18 protein-coding genes are annotated in these 18,356 nt (G+C 41.4%); 7 read left to right on the top strand and 11 right to left on the bottom strand.

Annotated elements, in window-relative coordinates:
- Positions 1-2: 2 nt before the first annotated feature.
- Positions 3-986, bottom strand: coding sequence for a lysophospholipid acyltransferase family protein (locus FTT87_RS11145; RefSeq protein ID WP_180174863.1), 984 nt, complete (start codon positions 984-986; stop codon positions 3-5).
- Between the two features lie 131 nt (positions 987-1,117).
- Between FTT87_RS11145 and sppA the strand changes: the two genes are divergently transcribed.
- Together sppA and FTT87_RS11135 are read left to right on the top strand one after the other, a co-directional pair.
- On the top strand, positions 1,118-2,143 hold the full coding sequence (gene sppA, locus FTT87_RS11140) for a signal peptide peptidase SppA (RefSeq protein ID WP_180081497.1): 1,026 nt from the start codon (positions 1,118-1,120) through the stop codon (positions 2,141-2,143).
- Entirely contained in the window at positions 2,140-2,943 is an 804-nt protein-coding gene (locus FTT87_RS11135) for an alpha/beta fold hydrolase (RefSeq protein ID WP_180081495.1), read from the top strand. The genes sppA and FTT87_RS11135 overlap by 4 nt, the downstream gene beginning before the upstream one ends.
- A 79-nt stretch (positions 2,944-3,022) precedes the next feature.
- On the opposite strand, the gene purN is transcribed toward FTT87_RS11135, so the two are convergent.
- Both purN and purM read right to left on the bottom strand, forming a co-directional pair.
- Complete coding sequence (purN, locus tag FTT87_RS11130) at positions 3,023-3,652, bottom strand: phosphoribosylglycinamide formyltransferase (RefSeq protein ID WP_086196194.1); 630 nt, start codon at positions 3,650-3,652, stop codon at positions 3,023-3,025.
- 9 nt (positions 3,653-3,661) lie between these two features.
- The gene (purM, locus tag FTT87_RS11125) at positions 3,662-4,729 is read right to left on the bottom strand and encodes a phosphoribosylformylglycinamidine cyclo-ligase (RefSeq protein ID WP_086196193.1); all 1,068 of its coding nucleotides are present in this window, start codon (positions 4,727-4,729) and stop codon (positions 3,662-3,664) included.
- A gap of 134 nt (positions 4,730-4,863) precedes the next feature.
- Here purM and cxpE point away from each other — a divergent pair, with 134 nt between their 5' ends.
- From cxpE to FTT87_RS11105, 4 genes are all read left to right on the top strand, one after another.
- Positions 4,864-6,084, top strand: a complete 1,221-nt coding sequence (gene cxpE, locus FTT87_RS11120) for a chloramphenicol efflux transporter CxpE (RefSeq protein WP_180042195.1) — start codon at positions 4,864-4,866, stop codon at positions 6,082-6,084.
- A 15-nt stretch (positions 6,085-6,099) separates the two neighbouring features.
- A complete protein-coding gene (hda, locus tag FTT87_RS11115) occupies positions 6,100-6,804 on the top strand; it encodes a DnaA regulatory inactivator Hda (RefSeq protein WP_086196191.1) in 705 nt (234 codons plus the stop codon).
- Positions 6,805-6,922: 118 nt separating this feature from the next.
- Positions 6,923-8,725 (top strand): rhombotarget A, encoded by a 1,803-nt coding sequence (gene rbtA / locus FTT87_RS11110; RefSeq protein ID WP_180174862.1) that lies wholly within the window; start codon positions 6,923-6,925, stop codon positions 8,723-8,725.
- 17 nt (positions 8,726-8,742) lie between these two features.
- A complete protein-coding gene (locus tag FTT87_RS11105; RefSeq protein WP_180081491.1) occupies positions 8,743-11,160 on the top strand; it encodes a CSLREA domain-containing protein in 2,418 nt (805 codons plus the stop codon).
- A 60-nt stretch (positions 11,161-11,220) separates the two neighbouring features.
- Here FTT87_RS11105 and FTT87_RS11100 read toward each other — a convergent pair whose 3' ends face one another.
- From FTT87_RS11100 to FTT87_RS11080, 5 genes are all read right to left on the bottom strand, one after another.
- Positions 11,221-11,625 (bottom strand): DUF3106 domain-containing protein, encoded by a 405-nt coding sequence (locus FTT87_RS11100; protein WP_086196188.1) that lies wholly within the window; start codon positions 11,623-11,625, stop codon positions 11,221-11,223.
- On the bottom strand, positions 11,615-11,935 hold the full coding sequence (locus FTT87_RS11095) for a hypothetical protein (RefSeq protein ID WP_180042201.1): 321 nt from the start codon (positions 11,933-11,935) through the stop codon (positions 11,615-11,617). The genes FTT87_RS11100 and FTT87_RS11095 overlap by 11 nt, the downstream gene beginning before the upstream one ends.
- A complete protein-coding gene (locus tag FTT87_RS11090) occupies positions 11,932-12,546 on the bottom strand; it encodes an RNA polymerase sigma factor (protein WP_086196186.1) in 615 nt (204 codons plus the stop codon). The genes FTT87_RS11095 and FTT87_RS11090 overlap by 4 nt, the downstream gene beginning before the upstream one ends.
- A 167-nt stretch (positions 12,547-12,713) precedes the next feature.
- Positions 12,714-13,490, bottom strand: a complete 777-nt coding sequence (locus FTT87_RS11085; protein WP_180081489.1) for an RNA methyltransferase — start codon at positions 13,488-13,490, stop codon at positions 12,714-12,716.
- 56 nt (positions 13,491-13,546) lie between these two features.
- Positions 13,547-14,521 (bottom strand): class 1 fructose-bisphosphatase, encoded by a 975-nt coding sequence (locus FTT87_RS11080; RefSeq protein WP_180081487.1) that lies wholly within the window; start codon positions 14,519-14,521, stop codon positions 13,547-13,549.
- Positions 14,522-14,707: 186 nt separating this feature from the next.
- Here FTT87_RS11080 and FTT87_RS11075 point away from each other — a divergent pair, with 186 nt between their 5' ends.
- Positions 14,708-14,902 carry an NF038105 family protein gene (locus tag FTT87_RS11075; protein ID WP_086196183.1) on the top strand — a complete coding sequence of 65 codons (195 nt, stop codon included), beginning with the start codon at positions 14,708-14,710 and terminating at the stop codon, positions 14,900-14,902.
- Between the two features lie 38 nt (positions 14,903-14,940).
- Here the strand turns inward: FTT87_RS11075 and pal are convergent, their stop codons facing one another.
- The 3 genes from pal to tolA all read right to left on the bottom strand — a co-directional run bounded on the left by pal (position 14,941) and on the right by tolA (position 18,355).
- The gene (pal, locus tag FTT87_RS11070) at positions 14,941-15,510 is read right to left on the bottom strand and encodes a peptidoglycan-associated lipoprotein Pal (protein WP_180081485.1); all 570 of its coding nucleotides are present in this window, start codon (positions 15,508-15,510) and stop codon (positions 14,941-14,943) included.
- 56 nt (positions 15,511-15,566) lie between these two features.
- The gene (gene tolB, locus FTT87_RS11065) at positions 15,567-16,850 is read right to left on the bottom strand and encodes a Tol-Pal system beta propeller repeat protein TolB (protein ID WP_180081517.1); all 1,284 of its coding nucleotides are present in this window, start codon (positions 16,848-16,850) and stop codon (positions 15,567-15,569) included.
- Positions 16,851-17,059: 209 nt separating this feature from the next.
- Positions 17,060-18,355 carry a cell envelope integrity protein TolA gene (gene tolA, locus FTT87_RS11060; protein ID WP_180174861.1) on the bottom strand — a complete coding sequence of 432 codons (1,296 nt, stop codon included), beginning with the start codon at positions 18,353-18,355 and terminating at the stop codon, positions 17,060-17,062.
- Position 18,356: the final 1 nt, after the last annotated feature.

Genomic DNA, 18,356 nt, shown 5'->3' with positions numbered 1-18,356 from the left:
GATTATATGACCTGATCATTTTCTACTGGAAACATTGTATTTTGGTCTGCGGTCTCAGCACGGACTTTTTCGACCAGTGCTAAGGCCTCTGTTTTATTGAGATAATACAGTCCATCCAATTCAGGATTGGCTTTAAAGCGTTTATAGCTCCAATGGTAATGTTCAGGATAACGACGGATCAGGTTTTCAATGGCTTGAAAAATAATACCTGTGCCTTGATTGGTATCAACCGAATAAATACGTTCATCAATTGCTTCAAAATGTAAATCAAAGCCCTGATCATCATTACGCAGTGCATACAAAAATAATGTTTTGGCTTTGGTTTTTTGAATCAGTTTGGCACTTAAATTACTGGTGGCCAAAGGCAGTCCAAAATAAGGAATCATTTCACCGCCAACATTGGGTGTATGGTCTGGCAAAATTACCGTTGTTCCACCTTGCTTTAAGGCCTTGAAAATCTGGCGAACTCCGGATTCATCGGTAGGTACCAATGTTGCCTGTTCGCGACTGCGAGCCTTACGAACGAACTGATCGGCCGCCTCATTTTTGACTGGCTTATACATGATGGTCATTTTGGTAAATTGGGCAATATAGGCATTCATGATTTCCCATGTACCAAAATGCGGAACAATTAAAACCACACCTTTGTTTGCTGCGAGTGCATCCAGCAGCAGCTGCTTACCACGCACTTTATGAATGCGCGCCAGATTGGCCTCATTGCTTGAACCCCAGATACTGAAAAATTCAAAATAAGAGATCAGCTCATTACGGATGGCTTGAGCCGTAATTTTTTCCCGCTCCGTATCGCTCAGTTCAGGCAGCGCAATATTTAAATTCAATTGAATGGTTTCTGACGTTTTGGAAATTTTAAGAGTATTGACCAGACCAGCTAAACCACGCGCTATAAATCGAGAAATTTGAATAGGTTGTCGGCTAATAAATTGCAAAAGACGATAAGTTGTATTCTGGGAGCTTCGATCGGTCATTGTTATATTGTCAATTGCATCAGGAATGGAAAAGATAAATTTATTATAAGGGAAAACAGATAATTTAGACAGATTTAACCCGATCAGTGTATATAATGACTCTAATTTAACTTAACAGTGGATCGTTTTCCATGTCCGATTGGCCACCAAAACCAGAAAATGAAATTCAAAATACACAACATAATTCGCAAAATATAACTGGCAAAGAATGGCATATTTTAGAAAAAGCCGTTTTAGCCTCTGTAGAAGAACAGCGCCGTGCGCGCCGTTGGGGAATCTTTTTTAAATTTCTCACCTTTGCTTATATTCTTTTTATTTTGGTGTTACTGGCTAAAAGCTGCAGTACATCCACGGCAGATCCAACGGCGACCACCAGTTCACATATTGCCGTGGTCGACATTATTGGCACCATTGCTGCAGACAAGCAAAGCGTGAATAGTAACGATACAATCAAAGCACTCAAGAAAGCCTTTGAAAATAAGCAAAGTAAAGCAGTGGTTTTAAATATTAATTCCCCTGGTGGTTCACCTGTGCAATCGGATGAAATCTGGCAAGAAATTCAGTATTTGAAAAAAGCCCATGCAGATAAAAAGCTGTATGCCATTATTGGTGATACTGGTGCTTCAGGTGCTTATTATATTGCTTCTGCTGCGGATGAAATCATTGTTAATCCTTCGAGTCTGGTTGGCTCTATTGGTGTGATTATGCCGAACTATGGCGTGAATGGTTTGATGCAAAAGTTAGGTGTTGAAGACCGTACCATGACATCTGGTGAGAACAAGGCACTTTTATCAATGACTCAGCCAGTAGATGCTACACAAAAGGCTCATGTACAAGGAGTGCTGGATAATGTGCACGACCATTTTATCAATGCCGTAAAACAAGGCCGTGGTAAAAAATTGAAGTCGACTGATCCTGCAATTTTCTCAGGTTTGTTCTGGACAGGTGAACAGGCAGTGAAATTGGGCATTGCAGACCGTACCGGCAGTTTAAATAGTTTGAAACGAGAACTGAAACTGGAAAAAGCAGTAAATTATACCATTGAATATAATCCTTTCGATTCAGTACTAGGACGTATGGGAAGTTCAATTGGACAGGGTTTTGCCAGCTCTATTTCACAGCAAGTCCAATCTGAACAAACGACAAAACTGCAATGAAACCAGTAATCCACTTTGCACACGCCAATGGCGTGCCGTCGAAAGTTTATCAAAAGCTGTTTGATGGACTGAAAGATGAATATGACATTATTTATGTGCCTTTACTGGGTCCCGACAAGCGCTATCCCATAGACAATCACTGGCACAGTCTGACCAATCAAGTGGTTGACAGTATTGTGCGCCAGGCTAATGGCAGCAAAGTCATTGGCCTTGGTCATTCTTTGGGGGCAGTGCTGACTTTTCAGGCAGCCTTAAAACGTCCTGAACTGTTTGAGCAGGTCATTATGATTGATCCGCCTTTAATTATGGGGAAAGACGCCTTTGCTTTGCACGTGGCCAAAACTTTAAAGCTGAAAGCCGTAGATAAAATGTCGCCGGCTTCTTTGTCCTTACGTCGCAGAGATCATTGGGACAGTCGTGAACAAGCAGCTGAATTGCTTCGTCCCAAAGGCTTTTATCAACATTTTGATGAAAGCTGTTTCCAGGCCTATATCGATCATGCTTTAACGGAAGATAAGGTGCGAGGCGGGGTGGAGTTGACCATTTCCAAAATGGATGAGGTGAATATTTTTAGAACCAATCCATCATTATGGTGGCTGCCACAGCCAAAACCTCAAGTGCCTGTCCAGCTGCTGATGGCGGAACAAGGGCCATTTATTGAGCGGGGCTTTCCGCAAATTGCGAAAAAGAAGTTTGGAATTCCCTATACGGTTGTTCCGGGAAGTCATATGTTTCCACTTGAAAAACCGCTAGAGACTGTAGAATTAATTAAACAATTGATTCAACCGCAGCCGGTATAATTTCTGTGTCAGCTCATAAATAAAAAAACAAGCCATAAAAAACGCATCCCCGGATGCGTTTTTTATACGTTAATATTCTTTAAAACTTGCAGAATTGCACCGGCTCTTTCATTGTCTGACCTCGATACAATACACCCTGTTCAGTATGCTGAATGGTTCCATTACAGATCCATTCCACCACTTGCGGGTAAATGACATGTTCAAGTACATGCACACGGTTGGCAAGACTGCTAACGTTGTCATGCAGATTCACTTTCAACACACCTTGAGCCAAAGCCTGACCTGCATCCAGTTCGGCAGTGACATAGTGAACCGTACAGCCATGCAGTACATCACCGGTGTTAAGTACACGTTGATGGGTATGCATACCTTTGTAGTACGGCAGCAGGGAAGGGTGAATGTTGAGCATTTTCCCTTCCCAGGCTTTGACAAATTTGGCACTCAGGATGCGCATAAAGCCTGCAAGTATCACCAAATCAACATCCCAATCCAGCAATTGCTGATGCATGACATCATCAAAGGCTTCACGGTTAGGATATTGCTTGTGTTCAATAACGGTAGTTTGAATGCCCGCTTTTGCAGCACGTTCTAAAGCATATGCTTCAGGTTTGTTGGAAATGACCCCGACAATTTGACCTGAGAGATTGGCATCAATCAGGGCCTGCAGGTTACTTCCACTCCCTGAAACAAGGACAGCAATTTTAATCATGCGAAGTACTTATGCAAAAACTACACGAATTTTTTCGTCTGCACCTTCAACAGATTCAGCATTGTCGACGATATGACCCATGGTCCATGCTTTTTCGCCAAGCTGGTTTAGCAACTCAACAGTTTTGTCAGCATCTGCTGCATCAACAGCAAGTACCATACCTACGCCACAGTTGAATGTGCGGTACATCTCAAATTGTTCAACACCACCTTCTTTTTGAAGAAGTTTGAACAGTTCAGGCCATTGCCAAGAAGATTCATTAATCACTGCTTGAGCACCGTTTGGAAGTACGCGAGGTAAGTTACCTGGCAAACCGCCACCCGTGATGTGTGCCATCGCGTGAACATCAACTTGTTTAAGCAATTCAAGAATTGGCTTCACATAAATACGTGTTGGTTCCATTGCAGCATCTGCAAGTGGACGACCGTCAACAATTTGAGTGAGGTCAACGTTTTTCACGTCAAGAATTTTACGAAGAAGAGAGTAACCATTTGAATGTGCACCTGAAGATGCAACACCCACTAAAACGTCACCCGCTTTAACTTTAGAGCCATCAATAATTTTGCTTTGCTCAACTACACCTACGCAGAAACCTGCAAGGTCATAGTCTTCGCCTTCATACATGCCTGGCATTTCGGCAGTTTCACCGCCTACAAGTGCACAGCCTGCAAGCTCACAACCCGCACCAATACCTGTTACTACATTTGCTGCAACATCAACATTCAAGTGACCTGTTGCATAGTAGTCGAGGAAGAATAATGGTTCTGCACCACATACAAGAAGATCGTTGACACACATTGCCACCAGGTCCTGACCAATTGTGTCATGACGGTTCAAATTCAATGCCAAACGTAATTTTGTACCAACACCATCTGTGCCAGATACGAGAACAGGTTCTTCATAACCTTTAGGGATTTTACAAAGTGCGCCAAAGCCGCCTAGTCCGCCCATGACTTCAGGGCGAGAAGTACGTTTTGCGACAGATTTGATACGATCGACGAGTAAGTCGCCCGCTTCAATGTCGACACCCGCATCTTTATAGCTTAAACCAGTGTTAGGGGAAGTTGAGTTGCTCATAATGAAGTCTCCGCATTCGCGCCGCGATTATACCCGAATATACGAAACTCTTATGTTATTTATGCGCTAAAATGCTATCTTTATTAAAATATTTTACTGTCTAGAACAAATAAACCGAAAAAAGGCGAGTTTCTATGGTCGATCGCACTTCACGACGCATTTTTATACTTGCAGCAATCGCATTTATCCTTTGGGTTCTGTATCTGCTTAAACCGGTAGTATTACCTTTCATCGGGGCATTTTTAATTGCCTATCTGTTTAGTCCTTTAGTAGATAAGTTACATCGTATCGGTTTGCCGCGCTGGGTGTCGATTAGTGTGGTGTTTATAGGGATTGGGGTCGTATTGACTTGGGCAATGTGGTATCTGGTTCCACTGGTCTGGAAACAGCTAATGTATGCCAAAACCAGTATTCCTGCAGGTATGCACTGGGTGAACTATACTTTCCTGCCGTGGTTGTCGCATACATTTAATCTGGTGCCGATGGAAATAGACACCGAGCAGATGTCCTCGGCCATTATGGATTACATTCAAACCAATTACAGTGCAGACAGTATTCAGGCAGTCGTGCTGAAGGTTGCCCAGTCTGGTCTGAATTTTATTCAAATTGGTGGAACAATAATATTAATTCCAATTATTGCCTTCTATTTCCTGCTGGATTGGGAGCGCATGCTGGACAGTTTCCGTAGATTGATTCCGCGTCCTTATGAAAAGGCAACTTTGAAGATTGTCAGTGAATGTCACAGTGTTTTAGGTGCTTTTGTTAAAGGTCAATTTTTGGTGATGTTTTTGCTGGGCGTGGTCTATGCAGTGGGTTTGCAAATGATTGGGCTTGAAGTCGGTCTGATTATCGGCATGATTGCAGGTCTGTCCAGTATTATTCCTTATCTGGGTTTTGCTGTGGGAATCATTGCCGCTGTAATCGCCACACTATTTCAATTTGGTCTGGACTGGACCCATCTTGCCTTGGTGGTTGTGGTTTTCATGGTGGGGCAGATGGTAGAAGGTTATATTCTGCAACCTTTCTTGTTAGGTGATAAAATTGGCCTATCACCAGTTGCTGTAGTGTTTGCAGTATTGGCAGGTGCCCAGCTTGCAGGTTTCTTGGGAATGCTGATTGCCTTGCCTGTAGCCGCCGTCATTGTCGTACTGCTACGTCATGCACGAGAGTATTATGAAAAGAGCCGTGTTTACGGGCACCCTCAAGTGGTGATAGAGAACACTGATATAGGATCGGTTTCAATTGAAAGCGAACAGATTGATATTGATATTGAAGTCAAAAATCATCCTGCAAAAAATCTGCAAGAGACTGAAAAATCGAGTAAGATTGAATCGATAGATAATAAAGAACCTTAAGGTTAAAACCCATATATGCGTCAACTGCAACTCGATATTGAACCTCAACTGGACGCCAGAATTAGTGATTTTTCTGGGCCGGGATGGGGGCATGTAATCGATGCAGTTCGACAACTCCATGCCGGTTTAATGAACCGCTTTTATGTCTATGGTGGTGCAGGATCCGGCAAGAGTCATTTGCTTTCTGCTATTTGTGATTCTTATCTGGAAATAGGCAAGTCTGCAATTCAGGTTTCACTGCTTGAATTGCTGGATGCGCCTACTGAAGCGATTAGCTCATTAGATCAATATGATCTGGTTGCACTGGATGATATCGAAGCGATCAGCGGTGTTCCACATTGGCAAAAAGCAGTTTTTCATTTAATTAATTACAATAATGAAGGTGGTGGACAGCTGGTTTTTTCTTCCCGTATGGCCCCGATTGAATTGAAACTTGAACTTCCGGATTTACAGTCCCGCCTGACTCAGGCAGTCAGTGTCAAGGTACCCTCAGGGAGTTTATATGCTGACCGTTATGCATTGGTGAACTCGGTGTTATCGCGTCGGGGAATTCATATTGACCAGCAGATTATTGATTATTTATTGGCTCATGGGCCTCATCAGACTTCGGTTTTACTGCAAACTTTGGAACAGCTTATTCAGCTATTAAAAGGTGAGAAAACTAAGATTAGTCATGCGAATTTAAGACAAATTTATGCCTTGATCGATGAATATCGGTAAAAAATAAAAAATCTTGAGTAATTACTCAAGCTGTGACAAAGTACAGCAAAATAGTTCGATGTTGCAGGGATGTTGCAACTAAAGAATAAAAAAAATTAAAGAATATAAGGAGACTAATATGCTCAAACGGAGCATAGGTATAGGGATGTTATGCTTTGCAGGACATGCTTATAGTGCAGATATTATCGTAAACACGACTGAAGATACTAAAAAAGATGACAAGGAATGCTCATTACGTGAAGCAATAGAATACGTTAATTTGGGGTTGCCGAAAGAAGGTTTTTATGGCTGTGGAGGAGAAAACTCTACCTCGACTATTCTGCTATATAAATTAAAAGTCTATACGCTGACAAGTAAAATTAATATTACATCAGCACTTAATTTGAAAACTTATTATGAAACCAATGTTAGTGACACAGCTGTTGACGGTTTAAATAACGCCATTATTCGTATGACAGGCCAAGATCAGGTTTTTAATATTGATGATAATGTCAAAGAACGCGTTATAGTAAACATACAAGAAGTCAGTTTTGAAGGTTGTCAAAAGAGTGTCTGTGCCGATCGCGGCGGTATTTTATATAATAATGAAAACTTGGTCTTAAAGTATGTAAAACTCACGGGAGGAATAGCGCGTTTAGGAGGAGCTATTTATAACGTAGGTGAGAATACTGATGCCGATGTATATAGTAGCCGTGTATCGATTAGCAACAGTCTGATTGAAAATAACGAAGCGATGAGTGGTGGTATTTTATACAGTCAACGTCCAAATTTCACCATCACGAATGTTGTTTTTAAAAATAATAAAACCACTTCGGGTACTGCCAACATTTTTAGTGAAAAGAATATTCTAGACCCCTCTAAACTGACCTTTCCTTCTAAGATAAATATGATTACCAACAGTACCTTTGTGAATAACACAGGCTATGCTGTTAATATTCGGGATGGAATAGGCTTAAATAATCTGACTATTGTTGCAAATACTGCAGGTGTGCAGTTTGAAGCACCAAATGCTCAAGGCTATATGGCTAACAGTATTGTGATTGGTAATCCAAATGGAACAAATAATAATTGCCAATTTAGTAGTGATGATAAAAGTATTTTGCAAAATAACTTGGTTACTTCTGAATGTAGAAGTGGTGATGCCAATTATCCGAATGAATTTTGGACTGGCAATAAACTTTTTGCAGGAGACAGTAGCGAGGGCAGTTGTAAATCACTCATTGCAGACCAAGAAGCCTTACTTTGTCCTTATGCAACAGCAAAAGATACCTTTTTAGGATATATACGGCCACGTATTTTATTTAGTGCAAATAACATGTTTGACACGCTCATTTTAAATAAAGGGCGAGTTGATTCAGATACTGAGCATGTTCAGGTGATTTGTGAAGGATTAGATCAGCGCGATAAGAGCAGAACCACTGATAACAGCTGGTGTGACCGCGGTGCTATTGAGATTATTGTACCCACGACCATTGCACGTATTGGTCAGGACTTAAAAGTTGGAGAAATAGCGAAAATCAATATCTTGCAATACTTGGGTGACAGTGACTTATATCCGAAAGAAAAATGTGAAGCGCTATTGGGCAAACATCCCAATGGTGAACAATGGCAAGATGGCTGTGTATATGTTGATCAAACTTTAACGGAGAGCAAAGGTTCACTGACTTTAGATATTGATGGTAATTTGGTTTACACGCCAAATGGTAGTTGGCGCGGTGCAGATATTTTTGAACTGCGTGTCGTTACATCTTCTACGCGTTTTAATGAAAATAAAAAATATCTGGTGCTTAGTGCAAATATGGTGCAAGAGCAAAGTAATGCTATGGATAGCAAGAGCGTCAAAACATCAGGTGGTGCTTTTGGGCTGTTGAATGTATTGGCTTTATTAGGTCTGATTGGTCTGCGTCATTATAAGAAATAAAAAAGTAGGAAAAAGTAATGCACAATTATAAAAAAGGATTGCTCTGCATTATGGTTTTATCTGCTATGTCATTAATGGCAGCGGAGGATAAAATCATTAAGGTCACGACGTTTGCAGACGAAAATGGTGAAAACAGTAATGCATGTTCATTGCGTGAAGCAATCATTACTGCGAAAAAAAATATAGGTTATGGGGGGTGTACAGCTGGAAATACGCTTAATGGTGTAGCAGATAAAATTCAATTAGATGCCGGTACATATAAATTAAGTTCAGAACTCGTGCCGGAATCGGCTTTGGTGATTAGTGGCGTTTCACGTTTTAACTATGATGAAAAAGATAAACTGACACAAAAATATCCTGCATTTGAACAGATAAAAACTATTATTAGCGGTGAAAATCGTTCAAGAATTTTTAATACCAGTATTAGTGAAACCAGTCTAACGCTAAATGATATTCAACTTGAAAAAGGTTATGCTGAAAATGGTCGGGGTGGGGCATTATTACTCGGTGGGGCTTTAAGCTTCAATAAGGGTGCAATTCTAAATTCGAAAGCGGATATTGCAGGGGGTGCAATTTATAATATTGCGCAAAATATTGAAAAAGAAGTCAAGATAAGTAACAGCTTAATTCAAGGGAATCAGGCCAATAAAGGCAGTGTTATTGCAATGGACTGTTACGGCAATCTGGGAGATACCAAACCTGCGGTGACCATTGCTCAAAGCAGTATTATTCAGAATGGTTCGATCGCCAGTGCGAGTGCATTAGATTTTTGTGGTGTTGCAAAGGTAAACTTATCTGCGAATACGATTGCACAAAATATAGCAAACTCAAGTAGCGGTAGTATTTTACGGGCAGTGAGTGACGGTTTAGATCGTTTTAGTCCTTATTCAACTTTAACCGCCATTAGTAATACGATCGTAGAAAATTCAGCATACAGCACCTTTTTATATGATCAATCGGGCAGCAAAGTTTTCGCATTCAATATTCTGGCTTTTAATAATTCGGATAAATCCTGTCGTTATAACTCGGTTAATGGTGTTCCGAGTGAAAAAATGATTTTTGTTGCAAGCAATAATGCCTTGAACTTGGCATCAGGAACAGATCAATGTGTGTTACCTAAAATTACTTTAGAGTCCACGGTTGAAAGTTCGAAAAATTTAGATGTCTCTAGCACCAGTTTTTCTAGCTTACTGTCTAAGATGACGGAATCATCAGCATATAATATGTTCTTGCCTTTATATTATCCAAGAGATAATCAAAGTGCGGCAGATTTAATTGATGTCAATCGTTCAGGTTGTAGTGATTATGATCAACGCGGTTTAAGCCGTTTTTTAGATACAGTTTTACAACTTGAACCAAGCAAAAAGAATAGTTGCGATATCGGTTCGGTTGAACGTATGAATTTATCCGCTATAGATATTACAGATTTAAAAAATAGCTCGATTATTAGTTTACTGGAATTTTATCAGTCCAATATTGATGAACTTAAGGCATTAATTGATGAAGGAGTTAAAAACTCAACCGGAATCAATGATTTCAAAGAGGAATTAGCTCAATACGAAAATCTGTTGAAATATACCAAGCAGCACCAAAAATACCGTGCTATTTATTTTGACCCATTTGTACTGGCGATTCCTGCAGAAGAGCAGGTAAGTGATACATCAGGTGAAGACTATCGCATCAAGAGTTTAAATGCCGATAACTATACTGTTGAGGTTGAGCCTTATGGCATTGGTACACTCACCGTAACCGATGGTAATGCTGTGCTAAAAGGTGAACTAGATGACTTAAAATGCGAATGGAATGCAGATTTCAAACAGATCATGATCTATCGTACAAGTGGTGAATTGCTTAATACTGCTGATTATGCCTATTGTAAATACACGCTTAAAGAAAAGGGTGGTGAAGCCAAGCAGTCTTCAGGTATTTTACAGGCCAGTTTTGTAAATATTACTCCTGTTGCAAAGGATGATATTTATTCTATTAGTTCAAGTTCTAATCTGGAAGTAACCGTTAATCCTCTGGAAAATGACCATGATAATGGTGATGGCCTGACTTCTACTGTAGCTGCAGCAAAACCGGCATTTTACCAAAATAAACAAGGACAAGAGATTCCAATCCAAATTGAGAAGTTACCAGCTGGGTTGACTATGACGGCAGAACGCCAGGGTCCTTGTCCGGGTACTGATGCCAGTAATATATGTTATGGTGGAAAATTGCATTTTGCAGTTAAGAATAATCTCAGTCAATTCGATTATCCGGTGACTTATAAAATATATGATGCTGAGGGATTGGGATCAAATACTGCCACTATTTATCTGAACAACACTGTCCAAAATACCAATTCATCATCGAGTGGTGGTGGGGCATTTGGAGTATATGGTGTATTTGCTATTCTAGGTTTAACTTTATATCGACGTTATCGAATGAAATAATAAAAAAGCCGCTGACTTCAGCGGCTTTTTTGATTTTAATTTTTTAATATCATCAAATAATTAATGATTTTTAGTCGTTTGTGGGAAATATTTACTGATATATTCTTCGCGAATGAGCGGGCGCTCTTCAGGTGTCGCTTTTTGCATACGAATACCCAATTCTTTACGTTCTTGGCTGCTCATTTTCTGCCAGGTTTCACGCATTTTCTGTTTTTCTTGTTCTGGAAGTTGGGTAAACCAATCCATACGCTGCTGTAAAGTAGTGCCTTGTGCTTCGGGTAATTCTTTGAGTGATTGGTAACGTTGAATGAGTGCACGTTGTTCACTATCGGATAATGTTTCCCAGGTTTCTGCAACTTGTGTATCAGCATCTTTGGAAAAAATCCAAAAACGTTCGAAACCAGCAAAACTGGTTTGTAAAAATCCGAGTGCACAAAAAGCAAAGGCTAATTTTTTAGCTGCCATGTGGAACCTTATCCTCACCTAAAACCATTAACATTTCCAAATCTTCAACCATTTGAGGAGATAGTTTTGGGGTCACTACTACTTGATTTTGCGGTTTTTCTGACATTTCAAAGGAGTTTGGCAATACCACGAATCCTGCAATTGCGGCGGCAAGAGCAAAACCTGACATTTTCCAAAGCCCATAACGGGATGTTTCTCGTGCTTGAATTTCTTCAATGACATGATGCATCACCACGGGTTTGGCTTTGTGATGTTGTGCGAGCCCATCGAGTTTGGAAGTAACTTGTTTTAAGAAATCATCTTGTTTCATTCGGATGACCCTCCACGATATGGATTCAAATGTGCTAAAGAAGCTTTGAGGCCTTGAATAGCACGGTGATAATGGGTTTTTACACTCCCTTCACTGCACTGCATGATTTGTGCAGTTGTGTGTGTATCAAAACCTTCCCAAGCACGAAGCATAAAAGCTTGCTGCTGGCGAACAGGAAGCTGAGCGATGGCTTCTTTGATTTCTTCGGCAGTCACGGCTTGATTAAGAAAATCGAATGGACTAGGAGTAGTCTCATCGACAATATCATTTAACTCAAGATCGTCATCATCCAGACTGACTTTCTTGAAAAAAGAAAAAGGTTGCACCCGACGAGCTTCTTTTCTGCGCCAGTCTTGCAGTTTATGGTTTAAGATGGTGTAAAACAGGGGATACCATTCATCAGTCGATTTATCAGCATAAGCTTTGTGCAAGGAAATAAATGCTTCCTGTACCAAATCCATCGCGATACCTTGTTGACCTTGAGTCGCACTTTCCATCATGACCAAGGCACGTCCAGTCACATCCTGCATAAAAGTCTTCAGGCGTTGTTCAGCCGTACTCTTCAGAGTACTTAAATTTTCTGACTGAGACTGTTTTGGTGCTGAATCCATAGAGATGGAAAATCCTGTCATTGGATACCCACCATTATTTCCAATTTCATAGTTTATATAACGTTGAAAATAATGGTTTGGTTGACAAAAATAATATTATTTTTCTAGTGTAGTCTATTTTTTAACATCCATCAGTGATGTTTAAAATAAAGTAACGAAAGATCAGTTTATAAACGCTGACGAACCATTTCAAAGAAACAGACTGAACCCGCAATAGCAACATTCAGGGATTCTTGTCCGCCGGGCTGGGGTATGGAAACGGCTTGTGCATGTGCAAGGGCGTACTCAGAAACCCCTTGACCTTCGTTGCCTAAAATCCAGACACAGGATTGGGTCAAATCTTTCGTATACAAGCTTTCTGATTCATGTGAACTGGTTACATATACCGGAATCTTGAATTGAGACAAAATATCTTCCAGTGTCACATTTTCATAAGTATGCAAGGAGAAATGTGCACCCATTCCGGCACGCAGTACTCGTGGTGACCAAAGCGAAGCTGAACCTTTGGTGCAGACAATTTGTCGAATACCGGCAGCAGCAGCGGAGCGGAGTAAAGTACCGACATTGCCAGGGTCCTGAATATTTTCCAGAATTAAGGTGTCTGCCGTGAAATCTAAAGCATGGCGGGAAGTGGGTAAATCGACGATGGCAAGACAAGCCAGTGTGGTGCCCAGCGTACTTAAATCTTTATACAGGGATTCACCAATGACAAAGACTGCACCTTGGTATTGCTCGGCAATACGGTCAAAATCAGGATGGTTTAAAGCCTGTTCGGTGGTAAAAATAGATTTGATTTTTCTATCTTCAGCTAACCAGGCCAGACACAAATGGGTGCCTTCAAGTACGGTTTGACCTTGTTTTTTGCGATATGAATTCTGCTCAATTAAGCCACGCAAGTGTTTAATTTTGGGATTATCTTTTGATTCTAGAAAAATAGTCGGCATGGGAGAATAAATCCACGGAAGCAAGTTATGAGGACTTACTTCCGCTATAAGAAAAATTAATTATGATAGCCAGTTACGAGGTCAACTTCGTTTTTAGAACCAATCACTACAGGTACACGTTGGTGAAGTTCAGTCGGCTGGATGTCCAGAATACGTACGCGACCAGTGGTAGATGCACCACCTGCCTGTTCCATCAGCATACTCATTGGGTTTGCTTCATACATTAAACGTAGACGACCGGCTTTTTTCGGATCTTTAGTGTCATATGGGTACATAAAGATACCGCTACGGCAAAGAATACGGTGAATATCACCCACCATACATGCCACCCAACGCATGTTAAAGTCTTTTTCACGCGGGCCTGTTTTTCCTGCAAGCAATTCATCAATATAACGTTTTACCGGTGCTTCCCAGTGACGTTGATTCGATGCGTTGATGGCATATTCTTTAGTATCGGCAGCAACCTGAATATTTTCAGAAGTCATTAAAAATTCTTTGCTTTCAGGGTCGAAAGTAAAGAATACTACCCCAGCACCTACAGTTAGCGCCATCATGGTGGATGGGCCATAAAGCACGTAACCTGCAGCAGCCTGGCTTGTGCCGGCTTGCATAAAGTCTTCAGCTTTGGTCACTGCATTTTTAGCAGGCAAAATAGAGAAAATGGTCCCGACACACATGTTGATATCGATATTGCTGGAACCATCGAGAGGATCAAACAATACCAAATATTTGCCGTTTTCTTGTGCAGGAGTGAATTCGTCTAATTCTTCAGAAGCCAGACCACCCACATGTGGATGAACTTTTAAAGCATTAATTAAATAATCATTTGAAATTACATCAAGTTTCTTTTGTTCTTCACCCTGAACGTTTTCGTGTTGTGCACTACCTAAAACACCAGCCAAAGCACCTTTTTGCAATAATTGATCGATGTCTTTACATGTATTGCCAATTGTTTCAATAACTTGAGCCAATTCAGGTGTAAGATTCCCGTTTTGTTGTTGTAAATATTGGGAAAGGGTGAGGTATGACATGACAGGAAAGCTCCAATTAGAAAATGATAAAAAATTATCAAATGAATATGGGCAGCTATTTTAGATGAGAACGCGGCAAAAGAACAATTAAACTCGACTATTTGTCGCGATTTTACTCTTGTAAGTTCTGTGGAAAATGCTATGTTGAGGTCTATAGGTTATGGAAAACGTGATAGGAGCATAATTATGACAACACAAAAGTTTGATGCAACTCCAACCCCAAATGAAGCTATGAGTTTAGATGATATTTCTGCCGAAAAAGTAAAAGAGGCGTGGAAAGCATATGAAGCTAAACCTGAATACAAAAAATTCAACAAGCATGATCTGATTGAATCCATGCAGCATCCGCAAGAAGCATCTCAGGCATCTGAGAAAGCATAAAAAAAGCGCTCAAATTGAGCGCTTTTTTATGCCAACCCCTATTTTAATAAAGGCGGAACGGCTTCGTAGTTAATTTCTACGCGGCGGTTTTCTTTCCATGCATTTTCGTCATGACCTGGATTAACCGGCATTTCCTTGCCATAGCTTACGGCTTCCAACTGGGTTGCAGCTACACCGTTAGTCAGCAAGAAACTTTCTACTGCCTTGGCACGACGTTCGCCCAAGGCCATGTTGTATTCACGGGTACCACGTTCATCGGTATGACCTGTCAAAGCAACTTTTGAGTTGGCATTGGCTACAAGAAATTGGGCATGTGCCTGAAGGGTTTGATAGTCCTCATTTGAAAGTTCACTGCTGTCATAGTCAAAGTGAACCACACGCTTGGCTAGGAATACCTTGTTCGCAGCAGTCACACCTTTAGATGACGCACCTGCCAGGTTTTGTGCATTCAAGGCAGCATCTTCACTTAGACCTTCAGTACTGACGGTAGTGGCTCCGCTCGGATTTTGTCCTGCCTGAATTTCAGCAGCAGGCTTGCGGCTGGCACATCCAGTCATCACCAATGCTGTAGCAAGAATAGGAAGGACCAATAATTGAACTGCTTTCATCTTTATCTCCATGATTATCATTACTTTAGATTAATAAAATTAATTCGCTTGTATTGTTATTTAGGGGCCCAAGCTGGTTCGCGTACTTCACCTTGTTCACTTGGCAAGTTCATGCGGAAACGGCCATCCAGTGACATGATGGACAATAAGCCGCGATTTCCTTCACGGGTTGCATAGACCACCATTTGACCATTTGGAGAGAAACTTGGTGACTCATCCAGACTGGTCGGGGTAAGAATGTTGGTAATACCGGTGTTGATGTCCTGGATGGCCACTTTATAGTTGCTACCACTTGGACGATGGACCAGAGCAATTTTTTTGCCATCTGCACTTAAGGTACCACGGGCATTAAATGCGCCACGGAAAGTTAGACGTTTGGCTGAAGTATTGGCAAAATTATAGCTATAAATCTGTGCTGAACCACCGCGGTCAGAGGTGAAAATAAAGGATTTACCGTCTGGAGCATAACGTGCTTCAGTATCAATGGCACTGTCATTGGTCATGCGCTGTAGTTCACGCGTATCCAGGTTCATTTGATAGATTTCAGGATTGCCATGCATGGAAGCTGTAAATAGCATGCTCTTGCCATCCGGTGAGAAACTTGGCGCACCATTGAGTCCACGGAAGCTGGCCAGCTTTTCACGGTTTCCTGTAGCCAAGTCCTGTACATAAATGGCCGGACGTTTGGTTTCAAATGAAACGTAAGCAATTTTTTTTGCGTCTGGGGTCCAGGCCGGTGACAGGATAGGATCACGGGAAGTCAGAATGGTTCTCGGCTGCTCACCATCGGTATCGGCAATTTGCAGGGTATAGCGTTGTTCCGGTGTTGCTGGGTTACGCAGTACATAGGCGATACGACCGCTGAAATCACCTGGAATGCCGGTCAATGCTTGATAGATGGCATCACTGATCATATGACCAGCTTGACGGATACGTGAGGCAGGTACCGTCAATAATTCATTTAATAGGTATTGATGTTTTTCTATATCATAGAGCTGATAATGAACTTCAAAACTGCCATTATCGGTAGTTTTTACCGTGCCGGTTACCACATAAGGTACACCGGCAGATTTCCATGCTTCTGCATTTGGATTATTCATGCTTGCAGTGGCAGGAAGATTTTTGGAAGCGCTGGAAAATTTACCGGAACGGTTCAGGTCATTTTCGACGATTGGGTAAATACTTTGATCATTATTAAATGGAATAATGGCAATTTTTGGCGCTTCTTCAGGTGCCTTAGCAATCTCCAGATGTAATTGAGCATAGGATTGCGTGGCTAATACCGGGCTTAAAGCGGCCAAAATGGTTAGGCAAAGTAGATGTTTACGCGTCATTTCCATCATCTGCTACGTACTCTAAAAAATATAAATTATTGTGAATCTGCTTGTGTCACATAATGGCATGATTTTGAGTGATTGAAAGCCCATCATGATGACTAAACTGTTATAAGACTGTGAAAAGTGAATAAAATTTTGGCTGTTTTATCGGCTGTCTTAGTTTAAATGTCAAAAAAAGCCACATCAATGAAAATTTGATGTGGCTTTTTATACTATTTCGCCGTAAAGCTTGAAGTAAAGGTTCTTGCTTCACGTCGTGCATCGGGATCTGAAGGCATTGGATAAGGTGCAGCTGCCCGAACAGCAGCTTCTACACTGGCTTTCATGTCAGGGTCGCTCGAGTTGACAATCACCGACTGAACCGAACCGCTATCACTTAAAGTGACTCTGGCAGTGGCTTTTTGACCTGATGAGCCACTTGGGATGTCCCATGCACGTTTGATTTTATTTTCAAAATCACGTTTTGCTGTTGAGGCAATTTTCTTGGCTTCAGCCTTTTTGGTTGCAGCTTCTTCCGCTGCCTGTTTGGCGGCTGATGCTTTGGCTTCTTCCACGGCACGTTCACGTGCTTCCGCATCCGCTTTAGCTTTATTTGCAGCATCGGCTTTAGCTTTTGCAGCGATATCCGCTTTAGCTTTATTTGCAGCATCGGCTTTAGCTTTTGCAGCGGCATCAGCCTTGGCTTTATTTGCAGCATCGGCTTTAGCTTTTGCAGCGGCATCAGCCTTAGCTTTATTTGCAGCATCGGCTTTTGCTTTTGCGGCGGTATCGACCTTGGCTTTATTCGCAGCGTCGGTTTTTGCCTTATTAGCAGCATCTGCTTTAGCTTTTACAGCAGCGTCCGCTTTGACTTTGTTAGCTGCATCTGCTTTGGCTTTTACGGCTGCTTCAGCACGCTGTTTATCAGCTTCCGCTTTTCTTAATGCATCCGCTTTTACTTTTTCTGCTTTTGCACGTTCAGCCTGATCTGCTTTACGTTTGGCATCTGCTTCCACTTTTGCATCGGCATCAGCCTTGGCTTTATTTGCAGCATCGGCTTTGGCTTTCTCGGCAGCATTTGCCTGAGCTTTTGCAGTAGCCTCAGCTTGGGCTTTTAATTTATTTGCTTCGGTAACTTTGGCATTTTCAGCAGCTTGCTGTTCAGCTTTTTGCATCGCTTCAGCAGCAGCCTTCGCTTGCTGTGCAGCTTTATTGCTATCAGGTTTTGCTGGTGTTGGAACAGGTGGTGCAACTGGAATCACAGGAGCAGGTTCAACACTTGGTTCAGCCGTTTGGGTGATTTGTTCAGCGACATTTTTATCTGCTGTTTCATCAAACTCTGTGACTTCAGCTGTGACAGGTTTTAAATCTTCAGGTTTAACTAAAATGGTAGTGATCTTTTTGGGAGGCTCAGGTGGTTGACTCATGCCCAGATAAAGCAAGCCAACCACTGCAATAACATGCACCCCAAGGGTGAAGCCAATCGCAACTGCATTTTGTTTAAAAGGCGGCTTTTTAAAATCTTTCATA

Origin of the sequence: Acinetobacter sp. YH01022 (assembly GCF_013420235.1) — a bacterium.
Taxonomy (GTDB): Bacteria; Pseudomonadota; Gammaproteobacteria; order Pseudomonadales; family Moraxellaceae; genus Acinetobacter.
The sequence above is the reverse complement of the archived record's forward strand: the minus strand, read 5'-3'. Positions and strand labels throughout refer to the sequence as shown.

Coding starts and splice junctions, on each gene's coding strand:
- FTT87_RS11095 (WP_180042201.1), bottom strand. CDS start 11,935: ATGAAACAAGATGATTTCTTAAAACAAGTTACTTCCAAACTCGATGGG.
- FTT87_RS11145 (WP_180174863.1), bottom strand. CDS start 986: ATGACCGATCGAAGCTCCCAGAATACAACTTATCGTCTTTTGCAATTT.
- rbtA (WP_180174862.1), top strand. CDS start 6,923: ATGCTCAAACGGAGCATAGGTATAGGGATGTTATGCTTTGCAGGACAT.
- tolB (WP_180081517.1), bottom strand. CDS start 16,850: ATGGAAATGACGCGTAAACATCTACTTTGCCTAACCATTTTGGCCGCT.
- tolA (WP_180174861.1), bottom strand. CDS start 18,355: ATGAAAGATTTTAAAAAGCCGCCTTTTAAACAAAATGCAGTTGCGATT.
- FTT87_RS11085 (WP_180081489.1), bottom strand. CDS start 13,490: ATGCCGACTATTTTTCTAGAATCAAAAGATAATCCCAAAATTAAACAC.
- FTT87_RS11075 (WP_086196183.1), top strand. CDS start 14,708: ATGACAACACAAAAGTTTGATGCAACTCCAACCCCAAATGAAGCTATG.
- FTT87_RS11105 (WP_180081491.1), top strand. CDS start 8,743: ATGCACAATTATAAAAAAGGATTGCTCTGCATTATGGTTTTATCTGCT.
- purN (WP_086196194.1), bottom strand. CDS start 3,652: ATGATTAAAATTGCTGTCCTTGTTTCAGGGAGTGGAAGTAACCTGCAG.
- sppA (WP_180081497.1), top strand. CDS start 1,118: ATGTCCGATTGGCCACCAAAACCAGAAAATGAAATTCAAAATACACAA.
- FTT87_RS11100 (WP_086196188.1), bottom strand. CDS start 11,625: ATGGCAGCTAAAAAATTAGCCTTTGCTTTTTGTGCACTCGGATTTTTA.
- FTT87_RS11135 (WP_180081495.1), top strand. CDS start 2,140: ATGAAACCAGTAATCCACTTTGCACACGCCAATGGCGTGCCGTCGAAA.
- FTT87_RS11080 (WP_180081487.1), bottom strand. CDS start 14,521: ATGTCATACCTCACCCTTTCCCAATATTTACAACAACAAAACGGGAAT.
- hda (WP_086196191.1), top strand. CDS start 6,100: ATGCGTCAACTGCAACTCGATATTGAACCTCAACTGGACGCCAGAATT.
- FTT87_RS11090 (WP_086196186.1), bottom strand. CDS start 12,546: ATGGATTCAGCACCAAAACAGTCTCAGTCAGAAAATTTAAGTACTCTG.
- cxpE (WP_180042195.1), top strand. CDS start 4,864: ATGGTCGATCGCACTTCACGACGCATTTTTATACTTGCAGCAATCGCA.
- purM (WP_086196193.1), bottom strand. CDS start 4,729: ATGAGCAACTCAACTTCCCCTAACACTGGTTTAAGCTATAAAGATGCG.
- pal (WP_180081485.1), bottom strand. CDS start 15,510: ATGAAAGCAGTTCAATTATTGGTCCTTCCTATTCTTGCTACAGCATTG.